This window comes from Arthrobacter sp. AFG20 (assembly GCF_002892795.1).
GTDB lineage: Bacteria > Actinomycetota > Actinomycetes > Actinomycetales > Micrococcaceae > Arthrobacter.
Window position 1 is genome coordinate 360,425 of sequence record NZ_PJMC01000001.1, and the last position, 16,794, is coordinate 377,218.

The 16,794-nt window shown below is 67.0% G+C and carries 18 protein-coding genes; 15 read left to right on the top strand and 3 right to left on the bottom strand.

Annotation, left to right across the window (positions count from 1 at the left end; translation table 11 throughout):
- The first annotated feature begins 132 nt into the window (after nt 1–132).
- The 4 genes from rpsO (at nt 133) to CXZ05_RS01625 (ending at nt 4,942) form a co-directional block, all read left to right on the top strand.
- Nucleotides 133–402, top strand: coding sequence for a 30S ribosomal protein S15 (gene rpsO / locus CXZ05_RS01610; RefSeq protein WP_102970860.1), 270 nt, complete (start codon nt 133–135; stop codon nt 400–402).
- Nucleotides 403–648: 246 nt separating this feature from the next.
- A complete protein-coding gene (locus CXZ05_RS01615) occupies nt 649–2,913 on the top strand; it encodes a polyribonucleotide nucleotidyltransferase (protein WP_102970861.1) in 2,265 nt (754 codons plus the stop codon).
- Between the two features lie 193 nt (nt 2,914–3,106).
- Nucleotides 3,107–4,450: a pitrilysin family protein gene (locus CXZ05_RS01620; RefSeq protein ID WP_102970862.1), complete on the top strand. Its 1,344-nt coding sequence runs from the start codon at nt 3,107–3,109 to the stop codon at nt 4,448–4,450.
- A gap of 30 nt (nt 4,451–4,480) precedes the next feature.
- Entirely contained in the window at nt 4,481–4,942 is a 462-nt protein-coding gene (locus CXZ05_RS01625; RefSeq protein WP_102970954.1) for a DUF1579 family protein, read from the top strand.
- 223 nt (nt 4,943–5,165) lie between these two features.
- On the opposite strand, the gene CXZ05_RS01630 is transcribed toward CXZ05_RS01625, so the two are convergent.
- Both CXZ05_RS01630 and moaA read right to left on the bottom strand, forming a co-directional pair.
- Nucleotides 5,166–5,432 (bottom strand): MoaD/ThiS family protein, encoded by a 267-nt coding sequence (locus tag CXZ05_RS01630; RefSeq protein WP_102970863.1) that lies wholly within the window; start codon nt 5,430–5,432, stop codon nt 5,166–5,168.
- Nucleotides 5,433–5,435: 3 nt separating this feature from the next.
- Complete coding sequence (gene moaA / locus CXZ05_RS01635) at nt 5,436–6,593, bottom strand: GTP 3',8-cyclase MoaA (RefSeq protein ID WP_102970864.1); 1,158 nt, start codon at nt 6,591–6,593, stop codon at nt 5,436–5,438.
- 270 nt (nt 6,594–6,863) lie between these two features.
- Between moaA and CXZ05_RS01640 the strand changes: the two genes are divergently transcribed.
- The 7 genes from CXZ05_RS01640 to CXZ05_RS01670 all read left to right on the top strand — a co-directional run bounded on the left by CXZ05_RS01640 (nt 6,864) and on the right by CXZ05_RS01670 (nt 12,379).
- A complete protein-coding gene (locus tag CXZ05_RS01640) occupies nt 6,864–8,285 on the top strand; it encodes a molybdopterin-dependent oxidoreductase (RefSeq protein WP_258006406.1) in 1,422 nt (473 codons plus the stop codon).
- A gap of 18 nt (nt 8,286–8,303) precedes the next feature.
- Nucleotides 8,304–9,536 carry a gephyrin-like molybdotransferase Glp gene (gene glp, locus CXZ05_RS01645; RefSeq protein ID WP_102970866.1) on the top strand — a complete coding sequence of 411 codons (1,233 nt, stop codon included), beginning with the start codon at nt 8,304–8,306 and terminating at the stop codon, nt 9,534–9,536.
- Entirely contained in the window at nt 9,524–10,018 is a 495-nt protein-coding gene (gene moaC / locus CXZ05_RS01650) for a cyclic pyranopterin monophosphate synthase MoaC (protein ID WP_102970867.1), read from the top strand. The genes glp and moaC overlap by 13 nt, the downstream gene beginning before the upstream one ends.
- Complete coding sequence (locus tag CXZ05_RS01655) at nt 10,015–10,542, top strand: MogA/MoaB family molybdenum cofactor biosynthesis protein (protein WP_102970868.1); 528 nt, start codon at nt 10,015–10,017, stop codon at nt 10,540–10,542. The genes moaC and CXZ05_RS01655 overlap by 4 nt, the downstream gene beginning before the upstream one ends.
- Nucleotides 10,532–11,032, top strand: a complete 501-nt coding sequence (locus tag CXZ05_RS01660; RefSeq protein WP_102970869.1) for a molybdenum cofactor biosynthesis protein MoaE — start codon at nt 10,532–10,534, stop codon at nt 11,030–11,032. The genes CXZ05_RS01655 and CXZ05_RS01660 overlap by 11 nt, the downstream gene beginning before the upstream one ends.
- A gap of 95 nt (nt 11,033–11,127) precedes the next feature.
- The gene (gene dapB, locus CXZ05_RS01665; RefSeq protein ID WP_102970870.1) at nt 11,128–11,886 is read left to right on the top strand and encodes a 4-hydroxy-tetrahydrodipicolinate reductase; all 759 of its coding nucleotides are present in this window, start codon (nt 11,128–11,130) and stop codon (nt 11,884–11,886) included.
- 4 nt (nt 11,887–11,890) lie between these two features.
- Nucleotides 11,891–12,379, top strand: a complete 489-nt coding sequence (locus CXZ05_RS01670) for a hypothetical protein (protein ID WP_102970871.1) — start codon at nt 11,891–11,893, stop codon at nt 12,377–12,379.
- 30 nt (nt 12,380–12,409) lie between these two features.
- Here CXZ05_RS01670 and CXZ05_RS01675 read toward each other — a convergent pair whose 3' ends face one another.
- Nucleotides 12,410–13,645, bottom strand: a complete 1,236-nt coding sequence (locus CXZ05_RS01675; RefSeq protein WP_102970872.1) for a heparan-alpha-glucosaminide N-acetyltransferase domain-containing protein — start codon at nt 13,643–13,645, stop codon at nt 12,410–12,412.
- 577 nt (nt 13,646–14,222) lie between these two features.
- Here CXZ05_RS01675 and CXZ05_RS23630 point away from each other — a divergent pair.
- The 4 genes from CXZ05_RS23630 to dapA all read left to right on the top strand — a co-directional run bounded on the left by CXZ05_RS23630 (nt 14,223) and on the right by dapA (nt 16,793).
- Entirely contained in the window at nt 14,223–14,390 is a 168-nt protein-coding gene (locus CXZ05_RS23630; protein WP_374754613.1) for a PLD nuclease N-terminal domain-containing protein, read from the top strand.
- 352 nt (nt 14,391–14,742) lie between these two features.
- Nucleotides 14,743–15,012, top strand: a complete 270-nt coding sequence (locus CXZ05_RS01685; RefSeq protein WP_102970874.1) for a hypothetical protein — start codon at nt 14,743–14,745, stop codon at nt 15,010–15,012.
- 9 nt (nt 15,013–15,021) lie between these two features.
- Nucleotides 15,022–15,786, top strand: a complete 765-nt coding sequence (locus CXZ05_RS01690; RefSeq protein WP_102970875.1) for a carbon-nitrogen hydrolase family protein — start codon at nt 15,022–15,024, stop codon at nt 15,784–15,786.
- 98 nt (nt 15,787–15,884) lie between these two features.
- Nucleotides 15,885–16,793 carry a 4-hydroxy-tetrahydrodipicolinate synthase gene (gene dapA, locus CXZ05_RS01695; protein WP_102970876.1) on the top strand — a complete coding sequence of 303 codons (909 nt, stop codon included), beginning with the start codon at nt 15,885–15,887 and terminating at the stop codon, nt 16,791–16,793.
- Nucleotide 16,794: the final 1 nt, after the last annotated feature.

Consider the following 16,794-nt stretch of genomic DNA (forward strand, 5'->3'; position numbering starts at 1 on the left):
AAGCGGTGGATCCGGCTGCAGTCCGTGGTTGCTGGATCCTGCCTTGTGCGGAAACTTCTTCGGAAGTCGGCACCGGCACCCCCGGCAGTGAAGTACTGACTCGGGCCTCACGGCACATCTCTAGGAGTTATTGTGGCACTTGACGCCGCCGTAAAGCAGTCCATCATCAAGGATTTCGCAACGTCCGAGGGCGACACCGGCTCGCCGGAGGTCCAGATTGCGGTCCTGACTCAGCGGATCAAGGATCTGACTGAGCACATGAAGGAGCACAAGCACGACTTCCACACCCAGCGCGGTCTGCTGGCCATGGTTGGTCGCCGCAAGCGCATGCTGACTTACCTGAAGAACACCGACATCGCCCGCTACCGTTCGCTCATCGAGCGTCTCGGCCTGCGCCGCTAGTCTGGTTTGGGGGCGGCCCTTTCCTTGCCGGAACGGGCCGCCCCGTCAGTAGTACATAAAAACTAAACAGGAGGATCAACCGCATCACGCATTCGCGGTCCTCGGTAGTGATCCCCGGGAAGCTTCGCTGACAGAAGCCGGCCCGTGGGTCTCGATCGATGACCGGGTGCAGGGCCAGTAGACAGATGCTGGCTGGGTTGATGCGGCTGGACTTCCGTTAAATAAAAAGAAACGGAGGTGACTCTCTTGGAGGGTCCCGAAATCCAGTTCTCAGAAGCAGTCATTGACAATGGCCGCTTTGGCAAGCGTGTAATCCGCTTCGAAACCGGCCGCCTTGCCAAGCAGGCAGCTGGCGCAGCCATGGTGTACATCGACGAGGACACCGCGCTGCTCTCTGCCACCACCGCCGGCAAGCACCCGCGTGAAGGCTTTGACTTTTTCCCGCTCACGGTTGACGTCGAAGAGCGCATGTACGCTGCCGGCCGCATCCCGGGCTCGTTCTTCCGCCGTGAAGGCCGCCCGTCCACGGAAGCCATCCTGGCCTGCCGCCTGATGGACCGCCCGCTGCGCCCCGCGTTCGTCAAGGGCCTGCGCAACGAGGTCCAGATTGTCGTCACCGTCCTGGCAATCAACCCGGACGAGCTCTACGACGTCGTGGCCATCAACGCCTCCTCGATGTCCACCCAGCTCTCCGGCCTGCCCTTCTCGGGCCCGATCGGTGGCGTCCGCGTTGCCCTCGTCGCCGACGAGCAGGGTTCGCAGTGGGTTGCCTTCCCGAAGCACTCCCAGCTCGAGAACTCCGTCTTCAACATGGTCGTAGCTGGCCGCGTTGCAGGTGACGACGTCGCCATCATGATGGTCGAAGCCGAAGCCACGGACAACTCCTGGAGCCTCATCAAGGAACAGGGCGCCACCGCCCCCACCGAAGAGGTTGTTTCCGAGGGCCTGGAGGCTGCCAAGCCGTTCATCAAGGCACTCTGCGAAGCCCAGCAGGACCTGGCTGCCCGCGCCGCCAAGCCCACCGTCGAGTTTCCCGTCTTCCTGGACTACCAGGACGACGTGTACGCCGCCGTCGAGGCTGCTGCCGCGGAGAAGCTCACCGCTGTCTTCCAGATCGCCGACAAGCAGGACCGCGACAACGCAGCGGACGAGCTGAAGGATGAGGTTGTTGGCTCCCTGGCCGGGCAGTTCGAAGGCCGCGAGAAGGAGCTGTCCGCAGCGTTCCGCTCTGTGACCAAGCACGTGGTCCGCCAGCGCATCCTCAAGGACCAGATCCGCATCGATGGACGTGGCCTGACGGACATCCGCCAGCTCACCGCCGAGGTCGAGGTCCTGCCCCGCGTTCACGGTTCCGCCATCTTCGAACGCGGCGAAACCCAGATCATGGGCGTCACCACGCTGAACATGCTGAAGATGGAACAGCAGATCGACTCGCTGTCGCCGGTAACGCGCAAGCGCTACATGCACAACTACAACTTCCCGCCGTACTCCACCGGTGAGACCGGCCGCGTTGGTTCCCCGAAGCGCCGCGAAATCGGCCACGGTGCCCTGGCCGAGCGCGCGCTCGTCCCGGTGCTGCCGTCCCGCGAGGAGTTCCCGTACGCCATCCGCCAGGTGTCCGAAGCCCTCGGCTCCAACGGCTCCACCTCCATGGGCTCGGTCTGCGCCTCGACGCTGTCCATGCTCAATGCCGGTGTTCCGCTGAAGGCTGCCGTTGCCGGCATCGCCATGGGCCTGGTCTCCGATCAGGTGGACGGCCAGACCCGCTACGCCGCGCTGACCGACATCCTCGGCGCCGAAGATGCCTTCGGTGACATGGACTTCAAGGTTGCCGGTACTTCCGAGTTCGTCACCGCCATCCAGCTGGACACCAAGCTCGACGGCATCCCGGCGTCCGTGCTGGCAGCAGCACTGAAGCAGGCACGCGAGGCCCGCCTCCACATCCTCGAGGTCATCAACGCTGCGATCGACACCCCGGACGAGCTCTCCGAGTTCGCTCCGCGCGTCATCGCCGTCAAGATCCCCGTGGACAAGATCGGCGAGGTCATCGGCCCCAAGGGCAAGATGATCAACCAGATCCAGGAGGACACTGGCGCGGACATCTCGATCGAGGACGACGGCACGGTCTACATCGGCGCCACCAACGGCCCGTCTGCCGACGCAGCACGGTCCGCGATCAACGCCATCGCCAACCCGCAGGTTCCGGAAATCGGTGAGCGCTACCTGGGCACGGTCGTCAAGACCACGACCTTCGGCGCCTTCGTGTCCCTGACCCCGGGCAAGGACGGCCTGCTGCACATCTCCGAGCTGCGCAAGATCGCCGGCGGCAAGCGCGTGGACAATGTTGAGGACGTCGTCTCCGTGGGCCAGAAGATCCAGGTCGAGATCACCAAGATCGATGACCGCGGAAAGCTGTCCCTGTCTCCGGTAGTGGCTGAAGAGGAAGGCGCCGGCGACGCCGACCGCGTTCACGCTTCCGCTCCGGCAGAAGGCTCGGACGCTTCCGAGTAGTTCCAGGCTCCGGCTAGCTACGCTGCCGGAACCCATAAAGGCGGGGCCGTTGGTTGTACCACCGGCCCCGCCCTTTTTAACCCACCCCCAAACCCGCTTGCGGCGCAAATAAGCCCATGTCAGAGCCACGCCGACGGCGGGGCCCGCTGGTACGATTGCAGGCAGATTTGGCTCCGCTTCCCGAAAGGCCTTGATGACTGTCGTACCCCTGCCGCTGGAGCAGAACCATCCCGGCGACACCCTGATCCACGGAGCCGACGGCGGTTCGGAAGTCCGCCGTTCGGTCCTCCCCGGCGGCGTGCGTGTCCTGACCGAGGCGATGCCGGGGCAACGTTCGGCCACCATCGGGTTCTGGGTGGGCGTGGGGTCCCGCGACGAGGCTCCCGGGCAGCACGGCTCCACCCACTTCCTGGAGCATCTGCTGTTCAAAGGCACCAAACGCCGGACCGCCCTGGAGATTGCTTCGGCGTTCGACGAGGTGGGCGGTGAATCCAACGCCGCCACCGCGAAGGAGAGCACCTGCTACTTCGCCCGCGTGCTGGATACTGACCTGCCGATGGCCATCGACGTCATCGCCGACATGATCACCGGCGCCGTGCTCGACCCTGCGGAGATGGAGCAGGAGCGGGACGTCATCCTCGAAGAGATCGCCATGGACAGCGACGACCCCACGGACGTCGCCCATGAACACTTCGTCGCCGCCGTGCTCGGCACCCACCCGCTCGGGCGGCCCATTGGCGGCACTCCGGACGCGATCCGGGCCGTGGCGCGTGACTCCGTCTGGGACCACTACCGCCGTTACTACCGCCCGGACGAGCTCGTGATCACCGCCGCCGGCGGTTTGGAGCACGACGTCGTCTGCCGGCTTGTGGTGGATGCCCTCCACTCAGCAGGGTGGTCACTTGAGTCCGGGGCGGCCCCGGTGGAGCGCCGCTCCACCGAGCGCGCAGCGATCACCGGCACCGCCGGGCTGCATGTGGTCACCCGCCCGGTGGAACAGGCCAACATCATCATGGGCTGTCCCACCATCGTGGCCACTGATGAGCGCCGCTACGTCATGAGCGTGCTGAACGCGGTGCTTGGCGGCGGTATGTCGTCACGGCTGTTCCAGGAGATCCGCGAAAAGCGAGGGCTCGTGTACTCCACGTACTCGTTCGCCTCGTCCTACGCCGACGCCGGCTACTTCGGCATGTACGCCGGCTGCACGCCCACGAAGGTCCGCCAGGTCCTGGAACTCCTCGGCGCAGAACTCGACAGTCTCGCGGCCGGCGGCATCTCGGAGGACGAACTTCGCAAGGCGGTCGGGCAGCTCTGCGGCGGGATCGTTTTGGCCCTCGAAGACACCGGCTCCCGCATGTCGCGGCTGGGCCGCGCCGAGCTGGTTTCCGGTGAATACCAGGACATCGACGAGACCCTGCGGCTCATCAAGGCCGTGACGGCGGAACAGGTCCAGGAGCTGGCCAGTGAGCTGGCTGCGGCCCCCCGGACCGTGACGGTGGTCGGCCCCTTCGACGAATCGGAAACCTTCGGGCTCTGAATCTACGGAAGTTCCGGCGTAGGAGGAATGATGGACCAGCCGCTACCGGGCACAGCGCACGAGGCGCTCGAGATCTTCGTCGGGCGCTGGCTGGGAACCACCGAGTTGGCTGCCTCTCCGTGGGGTCCTCCACGCACCGCCACCGCGGAGGTGACATTCACCCGCGCCGCCGGAGGGTTCGCCGTCGTCCAGTCCTACCGCCATACCGAAGCCGACGGCACGCACTTTGAGGGGCACGGGGTCTTCACAGTGGACCCCGACCACGACGAAACGCTCTGGTATTACGTCGACAGCATGGGCCGGCCCCCGTCAGCCCCGGCCCGTGGCGTCTGGCACGACTCGACCCTCACCGTGGAGCGGCACAGCGACCGCGGCACCGCCCGGCACACCTTCCGGGTGGACCAGGGCATGCTGACCCACACGGCCGAACTGCGGCTGGGGGAGACCCAGGACTTCCAGCCGTTCATGACCTCGATCTGCCACCGCGCTTAAAGTAAGTACGCGGTCCTCAGCCCACCAGTTCGATGACCCGTGTCTCCGGGGAGCCGGACAGGGACGGTGCGACGTCGGGGGAGTTCCATACGTTTTCGCGCAGCTTCGCCAGGAACTCCATTCCTGGTGCGTTCCAGTCCCCGCGCGGTCCGTTTCCGGCGCGGTGAAATGGCGAGGTAGTGCCATGGTAGGGCCCGGCATCCGCCCGTACCACCCAGTTGGTTTAGCCGCCGGCGAAGGGCGGCAGGACGTCCACGACGTCGCCAGCTGCCAGGACGGTGGCGCGGTCCCGGACGGCGACCTCGTTCAGCAGGAGGCTGCTCCGGGCCAGGATCCTTTCCAGCGGCGGTGTCCCGGCCGGAGGCTCCGGACGTTCGACGTCGAGCACGGCGGCCAGCAGGGACTCCACCGTGGATCCGGCGGGAAGCTCGAAGTGCTCTTCATCCATGCCTGCCGCGGCCCGTGCGGCAGCGAAGTAGCGTACGTTCAAGGATTAGCCTCCGATGGCACTCATGCTGCGGTCCGGCTGGACGAAGTCCGGAGCGTCGAGTCCCACGTGGTCCATGCCGTGGGCTTTGGGCTTCAGCCACATGGCATCCTGCCAGCGTTCGGCGAGCTGCTCGTCGCTCGCCCCTTGCCTCAGCAGGCCGAGCAGGTCGAATTCCTCGCGTGAGAAGAGGCAGCTCATGATCTTGCCTTCGGCGGTGATCCGGGTCCGCCGGCAGTCGGAACAGAAGGGCTCGGTGACCGAGGCGATGATGCCCACGGTTCCCAGCACCGGGCCGTGTGGATCACCGGAACTGGCAGTCCGGCGTCGTACTTCAAAGCGTTCCGCGGGCGCGCCGTCCCGGGCGCGCGGATCCGGGCTCAGCACGAACTCCCCGGAGAGAAGTTCGCGGATCTCGGCCGCGGTGATCATGTTCCGGCGGGTCCAGCCGTGGTCGGCGTCCAGCGGCATCTGCTCAATGAACCGCAGTTCGTAGCCGCGCTCCAGCGCCCAGGCGAGGAGGGATGGCGATTCGGTGTCGTTGATGCCCCGCATCAGCACGGCGTTGAGCTTCACCGGTCCCAGGCCCGCAGCCCAGGCGGCGTCCACCCCGGCGAGCACCCGGTCCAGGAACGGCCGCCGTGTCAGTTTGGTGAAGGTTTCCTCGTGCAGGGAGTCAAGGGAGACGTTGATGCGCGTCAGCCCGGCGGCTTTGAGGGCTGTAGCCTTCCGGTCCAGGCCCACGCCGTTCGTTGTCATGGAAATGGGAAGCTCGGGGTGTGCCTGGCGCAGGGCACCAATGATGTCGACGAGGTCGGCCCGGACCAGAGGCTCGCCGCCGGTCAGCCGCAGCTCGCGCACGCCAAGCAGGTGCACGCCGATGCCGACGATCCGCACGATTTCCTCGCCGGTCATGACCGCCTGCTTCGAGAGCCACTCCAGCCCCTCGGCCGGCATGCAGTAGGTACAGCGCAGGTTGCACTTGTCCGTCAGCGAAAGCCGCATATCCGTCGCCCTGCGGCCGTAGCGGTCCGCGAGGCCAGCGGGAGCGTCAGCCGGGCGGCGTGCGGGGACCCCGGCCGGGCGCGCAGCGGAAAGGGGCTGCGAACCGGAATCGGGTGCGCCTCCTTCGCGGCGCTGCGGTATTCCTAGCTGAACACTCATGACTTCAGGCTACGCCACGATGGGGCGCCGATCACACCCGGCCCGTCCCGTGACCGGCGGCTGTGGCTGCGGACCCGGAGACAGGGCGGCCGCCGGGATGACGGGAGTGCCGGAATGCGCTGGTGAACCTATGCTGGAAGGGTGAACGGGTCCCATGAGCCAGGCCGGCACCGGCGCCGGTGGGCGGCGGCCGCAGGCGTGGTGGCAGCCGGCACCGGACTCGTTGCCAGCGAACTCATCGCCGGCTTCGTCAGCCCTTCACTTTCCACGATGACAGCACTGGGCGGCGCCGTCATCGACGCTGTCCCGCCGGGCGTTAAGGACTGGGCTGTTTCCCTCTTTGGCACAGCAGACAAGCTTGCGCTGCTGGCCGGCATGGCGCTGGGAATCGCCGCTTTGGCCGCCGCGGCAGGTGTCCTCGAGCTGCGCCGGCGCTTCGCGGGCGCCGCCGTCTTTGCCGTCTTCGGCGTCGTGGGCCTGACGGCAGTCCTGACCCGCGCCCAGGTGACCGCCGCCGCCGTCGTTCTTCCGCTCCTTGCGGCCGGGATTGGGATCGCGGTGCTGCTGAAGCTGGTCAGGCGCCTGGCACCTGCAGACGTTGGCGGGGATGCCGGCCCGGGGCCGGCCCGTCGGGGCTTCTTCCAGCTGCTGGGAGGCACCGCCGCCGGCGTCCTGGTCGGCGGCGCCGTCGTCACCGTCTGGCGGGGCGGGGCCGCAGGCGTCAACGAGGTCCGCCGGACCCTGCGGCTGCCCGTGCCGCGGTCTGCGGCGCCGCCGATTCCGGCAGGCGCTGACATCCGACTGGCCGGGGTGGGGCCGCTGGTCACACCCAACCCTGACTTTTACCGGATTGACACCGCGCTCTCCGTCCCCGTGCTTGATTCCCGCGAGTGGAGGCTCAAGGTTACCGGGCTGGTGGAACGGGAGGTTGAGCTAACCTTCGAGGACCTGCTGGCGAAACCCCTGATCGAGCGGCACGTTACCATCGCCTGCGTGTCCAACGAGGTGGGCGGCGACCTGATCGGCAACGCCCGGTGGCTGGGCTGGCCGGTGCGGGAGCTGCTGGCGATGGCCGGCCCCAAGCCGGACGCGGACATGGTCCTGTCCCGAAGCTCCGACGGCTTTACGGCCAGCACTCCGCTGGAGGTGCTCACAGACAACCGTGATGCGCTGCTGGCCGTGGGCATGAACGGCGAACCGCTCCCGCTTGAACACGGCTTTCCCGTACGGATGATCGTCCCCGGGCTGTACGGATACGTGTCCGCGACCAAGTGGCTCACCGAACTGAAGGTCACCAAGTTTGCCGACGACGTGGCCTACTGGACGCCGCGCGGCTGGTCCGAGCGCGGCCCCATCAAGATCTCATCCCGGGTCGACGTGCCCCGGAACGGCGCCTCGGTACCGGCCGGGGCCGTGGTGTTTGGCGGTGTGGCCTGGGCGCAGCACACAGGGATCGGCAAGGTTGAGCTGCGCGTGGACGGGGGCAGCTGGCAGCCGGCCCGGCTCGCTCCGGGCATCTCGGTGGACACGTGGTACCAGTGGCAGCTCGGCTTGGACCTTCAGCCCGGGCAGCACGAGGTTCAGGTCCGGGCCACGGACCTGAAGGGCACGGAACAGGCTGAGGAACACCGTTCGGTGGCACCCGACGGCGCCACGGGCTTCCACACGATTAGAGTGGACGTGAAAACGTAGCCCACCAAAGGCCGGACCATGCACAGCAGCCACCACGATCACGGTACCCACAGGAGCGTCGCGGATCACCGGCTGGCGGTCAGGGAGCTCCTTGAACCGCTACTGTCCGCGGAGCGGACCGAAAGGCTTCCGCTGGTCCGGGCCCTGGGCCGTGGGCTCGCCGAGGACATCACCGCGCCGCTGAGCCTGCCCCCGTTTCCGAACTCCCAGATGGACGGCTTTGCCATCCGTTCCACGGACGTGCCCGACGGCGGCGCGGACCTGCGCGTCGCGGCACCGGTTCCGGCGGGCGCACATCCCGCGCCCCTGCAGCCGGGCACCGCTGCCCCGATCATGACCGGCGCCATGGTGCCCGCCGGGGCAGACGCCGTCGTACCCATTGAACGGGCCGTCCCCTCCATCTTTCCGGCAGCGGGCGATGAGGCGGAGGTGAGACTGCCCGCTACGGCTTCCGGGACGTTCATCCGGACCGCCGGAAGCGACATCGAGGCCGGCAAGGAGGCGCTGGCCGCCGGAACCTGCCTCGGCCCCGCGCAGCTGGGCCTGCTCGCGGCGCTGGGGTTGCCGGAGGTCCTGGTCAATAGGCAGCTGTCCGTCCTGCTGGTCACCACCGGCGATGAAGTGGTGGAACCCGGGGAACCGCTGGGCGACGGCAAAATTTACGACGCCAACGGCACCCTCCTCGAGTCTGCGCTGCGGCAGGCGGGACTTGCCGTGACCCGGGCGGGCAATTCCGCCGACAGCCCGGAAGGCCTGCGGACGCTGCTGCGCATCCACACGTCCGCGGTGGACCTGATTGTCACCACCGGGGGAGTCAGCAAGGGGGCGTACGAGGTGGTGCGGCAGGCCATGGACGGCCAGGACGTCGCGTTCCAGCACGTCGCTATGCAGCCCGGCGGCCCCCAAGGATTGGGAACGTTCGACGGCGTCCCCCTCCTTGCGTTTCCGGGGAACCCCGTCAGCTGCCTCGTCTCCTTTGAGATGTTTCTCCGTCCGGTGCTGGGCGAACTGTTTGGCGCGCCCGCGCCCAGGCCAGCGGTCCGGGCGCGGCTGGCTCAGCCGCTGTCTTCCCCGGTCGGCAAGCACCAGGTCCGGCGCGGGTCCCTGCAGGGTGACGGCACAGTCCGGCTGCAGGGCGGCGAAAGCTCCCATTTGGTGCAGGCGCTGGCCCACTCCAACGCCTTGGTCCACGTACCCGTGGGCACCGCCGCTCTCGACGAGGGCGCCGAGGTGGAAGTATGGATGCTGTGACTGCAGAAAATGACCACGGCGCCCTGACCCACCTGCGCCGTGACGGCACGGCCCAGATGGTGGACGTCTCAGGAAAACCGGAAACCACGCGCGAGGCCACGGCCACGGCCACGGTCCGCAGCACCGCCGAGGTCCTGGCTTTGCTGGGCACCGGCGGCCTGCCCAAAGGCGATGCGCTGGCGGTGGCCAGGGTTGCCGGGATCATGGCGGCCAAGAAAACGCCTGAGCTGATCCCGCTGTGCCACCCGCTCCCGATTTCAAAGGTGACCGTCGACTTCGAACTCGGACCCGAGAGCGTCGACATCCTGGCCACCGTCAAGACCCGGGGCGTGACCGGCGTCGAAATGGAGGCCCTGACTGCCGCCTCCGTGGCGGCGCTGAGCGTCTACGACATGATCAAGGCCGTGGACAAACACGCCGTCCTCACGGACATCAAGGTGTTGGCCAAGAGCGGCGGCAAGAGCGGGGACTGGGCCCTGTGAGCAACCAGCCTTCGAAAACCGCGGCACCGCACGTCCACGGCGAGGTGCAGGGCCGGAAAGCCGGCGTCGTCATTGCCTCGACACGGGCTGCCTCCGGCGCCTACCAGGACGAGACCGGGCCCGTCATCACCGACTGGCTCACCGAACACGGTTTCGTGCCGTTTCCGGTCATGGTGGTGCCCGACGGTGAACCGGTGGGCGCGGCGATCCGCGCGCTCCTGACCCAGGAACCCGCGGTCGTCATCACCAGCGGCGGCACCGGCCTGAGCCCGGACGACCGCACGCCGGAAATGACGCTGCCGCTGCTGGATCGCGAAATCCCCGGCATCATGGAGGGCATCCGCCAGGCTGGAACGGCGAAGACGCCGCATGCCATGCTGAGCCGGGGACATGCCGGTTCGGCCGGCCGGACTTTCATCATCAACCTGCCCGGATCACCCAAGGGGGTCATGGACGGTCTTTCCGTCCTGGACCCGGTGATCGGGCACCTGTGCGACCAGTTGGAGGGCGGACATGGCCACTGAGGCTTCGTTCGAAGTAGTAACCGCGGTGCTCAGCGCCGAACCCATCTCCGTGGACCAGGCCATCGCCGCCGTGGAGTCGGAGACCGCCGGAGCTGTGGTCAGCTTCAGCGGCGTGGTCCGGAACCACGACGGCGGGAAGCCGGTTGACCGGCTCAGCTACAGCGCCCATCCCACGGCCCGGAAGGTGCTGGACGACGTTGTGGCGCAGCTGGCGGCCGAACAGGCCGCACCGGCTGGCGCGGACGGTGCTGGCCAGGACAGCGCCGGTGGCGCCGGCACGGCTCCGCCGGTCCGGATCTGGGTCGCGCACCGGGTGGGTCCGCTGGAAATTGGCGACCCTGCCCTCGTCTGCGCCGTAGCGGCCGCCCACCGCGGGCAGGCCTTCGCCGTGTGCTCGGAACTGGTGGACCGGGTCAAGGCGCAGGTGCCGATCTGGAAGGAACAGTTCTTCAGCGACGGCACCGTCGAATGGGTCGGGGCAGGGGAGTAGGGCCGGCAGCGTCCGGGGAACACGCCGTCCCCGCGTGAGGTAACGCATGCGCTCCGGTTCCGTCCGCCGGTCGCCCGAACGGTAGTGTTGAATCCATGACCCAACAACTTCCTGTCGCCGTTCTGGGCGCAAACGGGCGCATGGGCGCCGAGGCCGTGAAGGCTGTGGAGGCCGCTCCGGACATGGTGCTCGTCGCCGCGCTGGGACGCGGTGACTCCCTCGATTCCCTGCTCGACGCCGGTGCCCGGTACGTCGTGGACCTCACCGTTCCGGAAAGCACCGAGGAGAACGTCCGCTTCGCCGTCGAAAACGGCATGCACGCCGTGGTGGGCACCACGGGCTGGGACCTGGGCAGGCTGGAGTCGCTGGAGACCCTGCTTGCAGGCCACCCGGAAGTCGGGGTGCTCATTGCACCCAACTTCGCCCTCGGCTCCGTGCTCACGTCGGCGTTTGCCGCCAAGGCGTCCAGGTACTTCGAATCCGTGGAAATCATCGAACTCCACCACCCGGACAAGGTGGACGCGCCCTCGGGTACCGCGGTGCGCACCGCCCAGCTGGTAGCAGCGGAACGCGAGGCGGCCGGCGTCGGCCCCAGCCCGGACGCAACCACAACTGAACTTGCCGGAGCCCGCGGCTGCGAGGTGGACGGCGTGCGCGTGCACAGCGTCCGGCTCCGGGGGCTCGTGGCCCACCAGGAGGTCCTCCTCGGCGGGCCGGGGGAGCAGCTGACGCTCCGTCATGATTCCTTCGACCGAGCCTCGTTCATGCCCGGTGTCCTGCTCGGTGTCCGCAACGTTGCCGCCCACCCGGGACTGACCGTCGGCCTGGACGGCTACCTGGATCTGGGGCTGTAACGCAGTGAAACCGTTTCTTGGCTGGCTGAAGACCAACCGCACCAAGATCTGGGTGGGCGCGGTGACGCTCCTGCTGGTCTTCTACCTGGTGGTGTCACTCCAGCGCTCGGTCCTGCTGCTGACCGATCCCGAGCCCGTGGCCAAGGCCATCGGCGCGGCGTACCTCGTGCTGCCGGTGATCGGTGCCTGGGCACTGATCCGGGAACTCCTCTTCGGCGCCCGGACGGAACAGATGGCACGGGTGCTTGAGGCCGAAGGCGGCCTCCCGGAGGACAACCTGCCCCGCACGCCGGCCGGGCGGATTATCCGGGCTGCGGCGGACCAGGAGTTCGAGAAATACCGCGCGGAAACCGAAGCGGCCCCCGACGACTGGCGTTCCTGGTTCAGGCTCAGCTGCGCCTATGACGCGTCGGGTGACCGGAAGCGGGCACGGTCTTCCATGCGGGACGCCGTGCGGCTGTTCCGCGCCTCCGGCGACGCTGTGGCGCGCTAGCCGGGCACCAGGCCCAACCAGACAGCAGGTTTAGCGGATCCTTGCCGTCTGGTGGCGGCCCACCTGGTTGGCGGCGTGTCCGAGCCATTCCAGCGGACCGCGCCATTTCAGGATGGCGAAGACCATCCCGATCACCACGGCCAGCGCCGCGTGGGCGAAGTACATCCCGTCCTCGGTCCATCCCACAGGCAATGGCTTGAGGTGGAACGACGCCACCACGCACACATGGGCCGTATACAGCGTCAGCGTCATGGCGCCGGGTCCGCGCAGCGGAAGCAGCAGGTCCAGAGCCAGCCACTGGCCCAGCCTGCCCACCAGAAGGCAAAAGCCGACGACGGCGGCCGCCACGCCGCTGGTATGCAGCAGGTCCAGAGTGGTCCCGGAATGGGGCGCGCTGCTGGCCAGCCACCACCACGATCCCTCCTGGCGGACGCCGGCAAGATTGACCTGCAGGAGGCTGTCCAGAGGATAGTTGGGGTCAGTGAGGATGTCCTGCAAGGCGGCGCGGCCGCCCCACTGCTCCATCGCCGCCGTGCCCAGGACCTTGGAGAATGCCGCCACGGCAATGCCGCCGAGCAGCAGCAACACCGGAACGATTGCCGTGGTCAGCGCGAGCCTGCCGATGATGAGCCCCACCAGCAGATACGAGATCCACTGGAACACCGGGTAGTACCCCGTCAGGAACAGGTCGCCCAGCAGCTGGCCCGGGGTGGTGAGATCCTCCCACCCCGGATTGTGGCTGAGCTGCAGCGGCGGATCTGCAGCCATGAGCCAGGGCCGAAGCAGGAAGGCAATCAACGGGGAAAGCAGGATCCAGCCTGCAGCCCAGGCGCACAGGGCCTTCAGCCGCAGCCCGATGAACGGCAGAACGCACAGGAACAGCACGGCGTAGTGCACCAGGATCACCGCAATGTTGACGTCAAGTCCGCCGAGCGCGAGCCCGACGACGGCAATCACCAGGGCCCGCATCGCGATGCCGCGCCGTGCCGCGGTGAGTGCAGGTCCGTCAAGAGGCTGCTGCTTGCCGGTGGACAGGGCGAGGCCGATTCCGGCGAGCACGGCAAACAGTGCGGCGGCACGGCCGGAGAACGTCAGGCCCACCCAGGTCGGCGTCAGGGCGGCATTTGGCTCGAAGGTCGGGAGCAGGTGGGTGGCCATCATGCCCAGGAGGGCCAGGCCGCGGGCAGCGTCGATACCGGCCAGTCGGACGCCTGTGGCCGGCCCCTTCGCTGTTTTGGAAGATGCAGCCGTGCTCCGCGAGGTCATGATGTGATCGTCTCACATCCGCATTGGCGCACTGATTTTCATGAACCGGGGTCGCTCGAGTAACTAAGCAAAACCACGCCGTTGCGAACTACCGCGTCCCTTCGGGCCTGAGGCTCATCCGGATATCGGGGTCTTTGAACAGTGGCCGGCCCTGCCCCAGAACCACAGGACGGACGAGAATCCGGAACTCGTCGATCAGGCCCGGTCGAGACCCTCGAAAAATCAGTCCAAAGAGACTGACATCATCGGGATGATCTTGCGCATTCGAGCACCTCCAGGTGGCCGCCAAAGGCGGCAGGTCGCCGTCGTTCTTCCAGCGAAGCAGTACCTTCGAGTGAAGCAGTACCCTCCGCGAAGCACTTAGGTGTCCCGTGGGACAGGACATGGTCCGGCCGGCAGCAAAAGTGGGAGGTTTCCTGCTGAGCAGGACCGCTGGCGGTAGGGTTTCTGTATCCGCAAGCTGGTCGGTCTTTGGGGGACGAAGATGATCGCATCAACTGCCGCCGAGGTGGCAGAACCGTTTATGCCGCCCTTTGGAATCCTGGGATTCGTCCTGACTGTGAACGTTGTCCTGTTCATGGCTGCGCTGATCAGCATTGCTCGGAACAGGAAGCACACCTCCGGCGGCAAGGTGGTTTGGACGTTGGTAGTTCTTGCGCTGCCAGTGCTTGGACCGGTGGCGTGGTTCCTGATTGGCCGCAGGGCGCCCTCCCCGAGAGAAAGCCCGTTGCGGCTAGAGCAATAGGGCCGGCGGCCTGACCCCGTCGTCCCCGGGTGCTTCGAACCATGCCCGGCCGCGCACGATGGCACAGCTGACAGTCAACAATCGCTCCTTCGCCGCGGCCTGATTCATGTTGATCATTCCACGGCCAATGGACCGCAGGCAGTACGATCCCGAGTTTCTGCGAGCCCTTGTATTCGAATATATATTCGAATAGGATTTCGGCATGAAGAAGTCATCAGGGCGTTCGGGGGGTCGCCAGCCGGCCGGTCATCAAACGGGAGAATATCCGCCCGGGGGCCGCCGGTTCAGGGGTGATGCCCCACAGGATCTTGCTCCCGGGAATGATGCGCCCAAGGGCGATCCCCTGAAGGCCATGAGCCCGGGCGTTGTGGATTATCTCTTCCGGCAACTCGTGGCCGGGGAGCCGCCGGAGGACGTCCAGTGGAGCCGGGAAGGCGTTGCGCTTTCGGCGCAGGCGCCGGGGCCAGAGCTGGCGCGGCGGCTGTCCGAAACGGACCTTGATGCGCTGACGCCCACGGAGCTGTTCCACTATGTCCGCGCCGCACAGCGTCTTTCCCAATGGGCAGAGTCATTGCGGGAGGTGGCCGTGGAACGTTACTGCGCGGGCGCAGAGCCCGCTTAGGATGGGCTCGTGACACCACCGCTGACAGTCTCTGTCATCCAGTACGCGGCCTTGGCCGGCGGCATCGATGCCAACGCACCGGAGCATGTGCGCCTCATCGAGGACGCTGACTCGCACGGTGCCCGGCTCGTGGTGTTCCCCGAGCTCTCGCTAACGGGGTACGACCTGCCGCTGCTTCGCAGCGGGCACCAGATTGATGCGGGGGACCAGTGGGTGGCGCCGGGGGACCGCCGTTTGGACCCCATCCGGGAGATCTGCCGCAGAACCGGGATCACCGCCGTCATTGGCGCACCCTTCCGGGAGCCGGAGGGCACTCCGCGGCTCGCATCCCTGGCCGTCCACCCTGATGGCGCAGAAGAGGCTGGCTTCAAGACGCACCTTCACGGCGACGAGCAGTCCCTGTTTGAAGCAGGGCAGGAACCGCTCCTGCTGGACGTGGACGGCTGGAAGATTGCACTGGCCATCTGCTTCGATGCTGCCCATCCCGCACACTCCGGCGATGCTGCCGCCGCGGGAGCTGACGTGTATGCCGTCTCGGCGCTCTACACGCAGGAGGAAGGCCACCGGCTGGGGCTGCATCTCGGAGCGCGGGCCATGGACAACCGCATGTATGGCGTCCTTGCCAACCTGGGTGGCCGTACGCCGCTGGGTCCGTCCTGCGGCCTGAGCGGTTTCTGGGGACCGGACGGGCTGTCGATGCAGCAGGCTGGCGGTACCGGAACGGAAGTGGTCACCGCTGTGCTGCGCCGGGGTTCCCTGGAGAGGTACCGGTAGCCAGCGTGGAACCGCGGCCAGCTTGCGCACCGGAATTTGACGATCATCACGCGGTGGCCATTGTCCTAACCTGCACGTGACAGGGTAACGTTTTTCCCATGGCTGACACTTCCGCGAACCTTCCTGCCCTGGGCACCCTCCTGACCGCCATGGTCACCCCGTTCACGACGGACGGCAAGGTTGATTACCAGCAGGCAGCGGAACTGGCCAGCAAGCTCGTTGATGACGGCTGCGACGGCCTGGTTGTCACCGGAACCACCGGCGAGACATCCACCCTCACCGACGAGGAAAACCTCGGAATGTTCCGCGCCGTGATGGAAGCCGTTGGCGGGCGTGCCGCAGTTATCGCCGGCACCGGAACCAACGACACCGCCCACTCGGTGCACCTGTCCCAGGAAGCCGCCAAGCTGGGCGTCGACGGACTGCTGATCGTCACGCCCTACTACAACAAGCCCAGCCAGGCCGGCGTCCGGGCGCATTTCGAGACGGTCGCATCCGCCACGGACCTGCCCGTCATGCTGTACGACATCCCCGGACGGTCCTCCATCGAGATCGCGCCGGACACCATGATCCGCCTCGCCCAGCACCCGAACATCGTTGCCGTCAAGGACGCCAAGGCCGACTTCGCCGCGGCAACCCGCGTTCTGGCCGAGACCGACCTTGCCTTCTACTCCGGTGACGACGGACTGACCCTGCAGTGGATGGCCCTGGGCGCCGTGGGCCTCGTGGGTGTCACCACGCACGTTGCCACCCGCCGCTTCCGGGAGCTCATCGATGCGATCAACGCGAGCGACCTCGGCACGGCCCGCAAGATCAACTTCGAGCTTGAGCCGGTAGTGCGCGCCACCATGACCCGCGTCCAGGGCGCCGTTGCAGCCAAGCAAATTCTTAAATGGCAGGGAGTCCTGCCCAACTCGATTGTCCGCTTGCCCCTCGTGGAGCCGGACGAAGCCGAGATCGAAACCATCCGCGAGGACTTGGCGAAAGGAGGGCTGGTCTTTTCCTGAC

Bases quoted from the DNA above. Each gene is read 5' to 3' on its own strand.
- CXZ05_RS01620 (WP_102970862.1), top strand. From the start codon at position 3,107: ATGACTGTCGTACCCCTGCCGCTGGAGCAGAACCATCCCGGCGACACC.
- CXZ05_RS01625 (WP_102970954.1), top strand. From the start codon at position 4,481: ATGGACCAGCCGCTACCGGGCACAGCGCACGAGGCGCTCGAGATCTTC.
- moaA (WP_102970864.1), bottom strand. From the start codon at position 6,593: ATGAGTGTTCAGCTAGGAATACCGCAGCGCCGCGAAGGAGGCGCACCC.
- CXZ05_RS01640 (WP_258006406.1), top strand. From the start codon at position 6,864: ATGACAGCACTGGGCGGCGCCGTCATCGACGCTGTCCCGCCGGGCGTT.
- glp (WP_102970866.1), top strand. From the start codon at position 8,304: ATGCACAGCAGCCACCACGATCACGGTACCCACAGGAGCGTCGCGGAT.
- moaC (WP_102970867.1), top strand. From the start codon at position 9,524: ATGGATGCTGTGACTGCAGAAAATGACCACGGCGCCCTGACCCACCTG.
- CXZ05_RS01660 (WP_102970869.1), top strand. From the start codon at position 10,532: ATGGCCACTGAGGCTTCGTTCGAAGTAGTAACCGCGGTGCTCAGCGCC.
- dapB (WP_102970870.1), top strand. From the start codon at position 11,128: ATGACCCAACAACTTCCTGTCGCCGTTCTGGGCGCAAACGGGCGCATG.
- CXZ05_RS01675 (WP_102970872.1), bottom strand. From the start codon at position 13,645: ATGACCTCGCGGAGCACGGCTGCATCTTCCAAAACAGCGAAGGGGCCG.
- CXZ05_RS23630 (WP_374754613.1), top strand. From the start codon at position 14,223: ATGGCTGCGCTGATCAGCATTGCTCGGAACAGGAAGCACACCTCCGGC.
- CXZ05_RS01685 (WP_102970874.1), top strand. From the start codon at position 14,743: ATGAGCCCGGGCGTTGTGGATTATCTCTTCCGGCAACTCGTGGCCGGG.
- dapA (WP_102970876.1), top strand. From the start codon at position 15,885: ATGGCTGACACTTCCGCGAACCTTCCTGCCCTGGGCACCCTCCTGACC.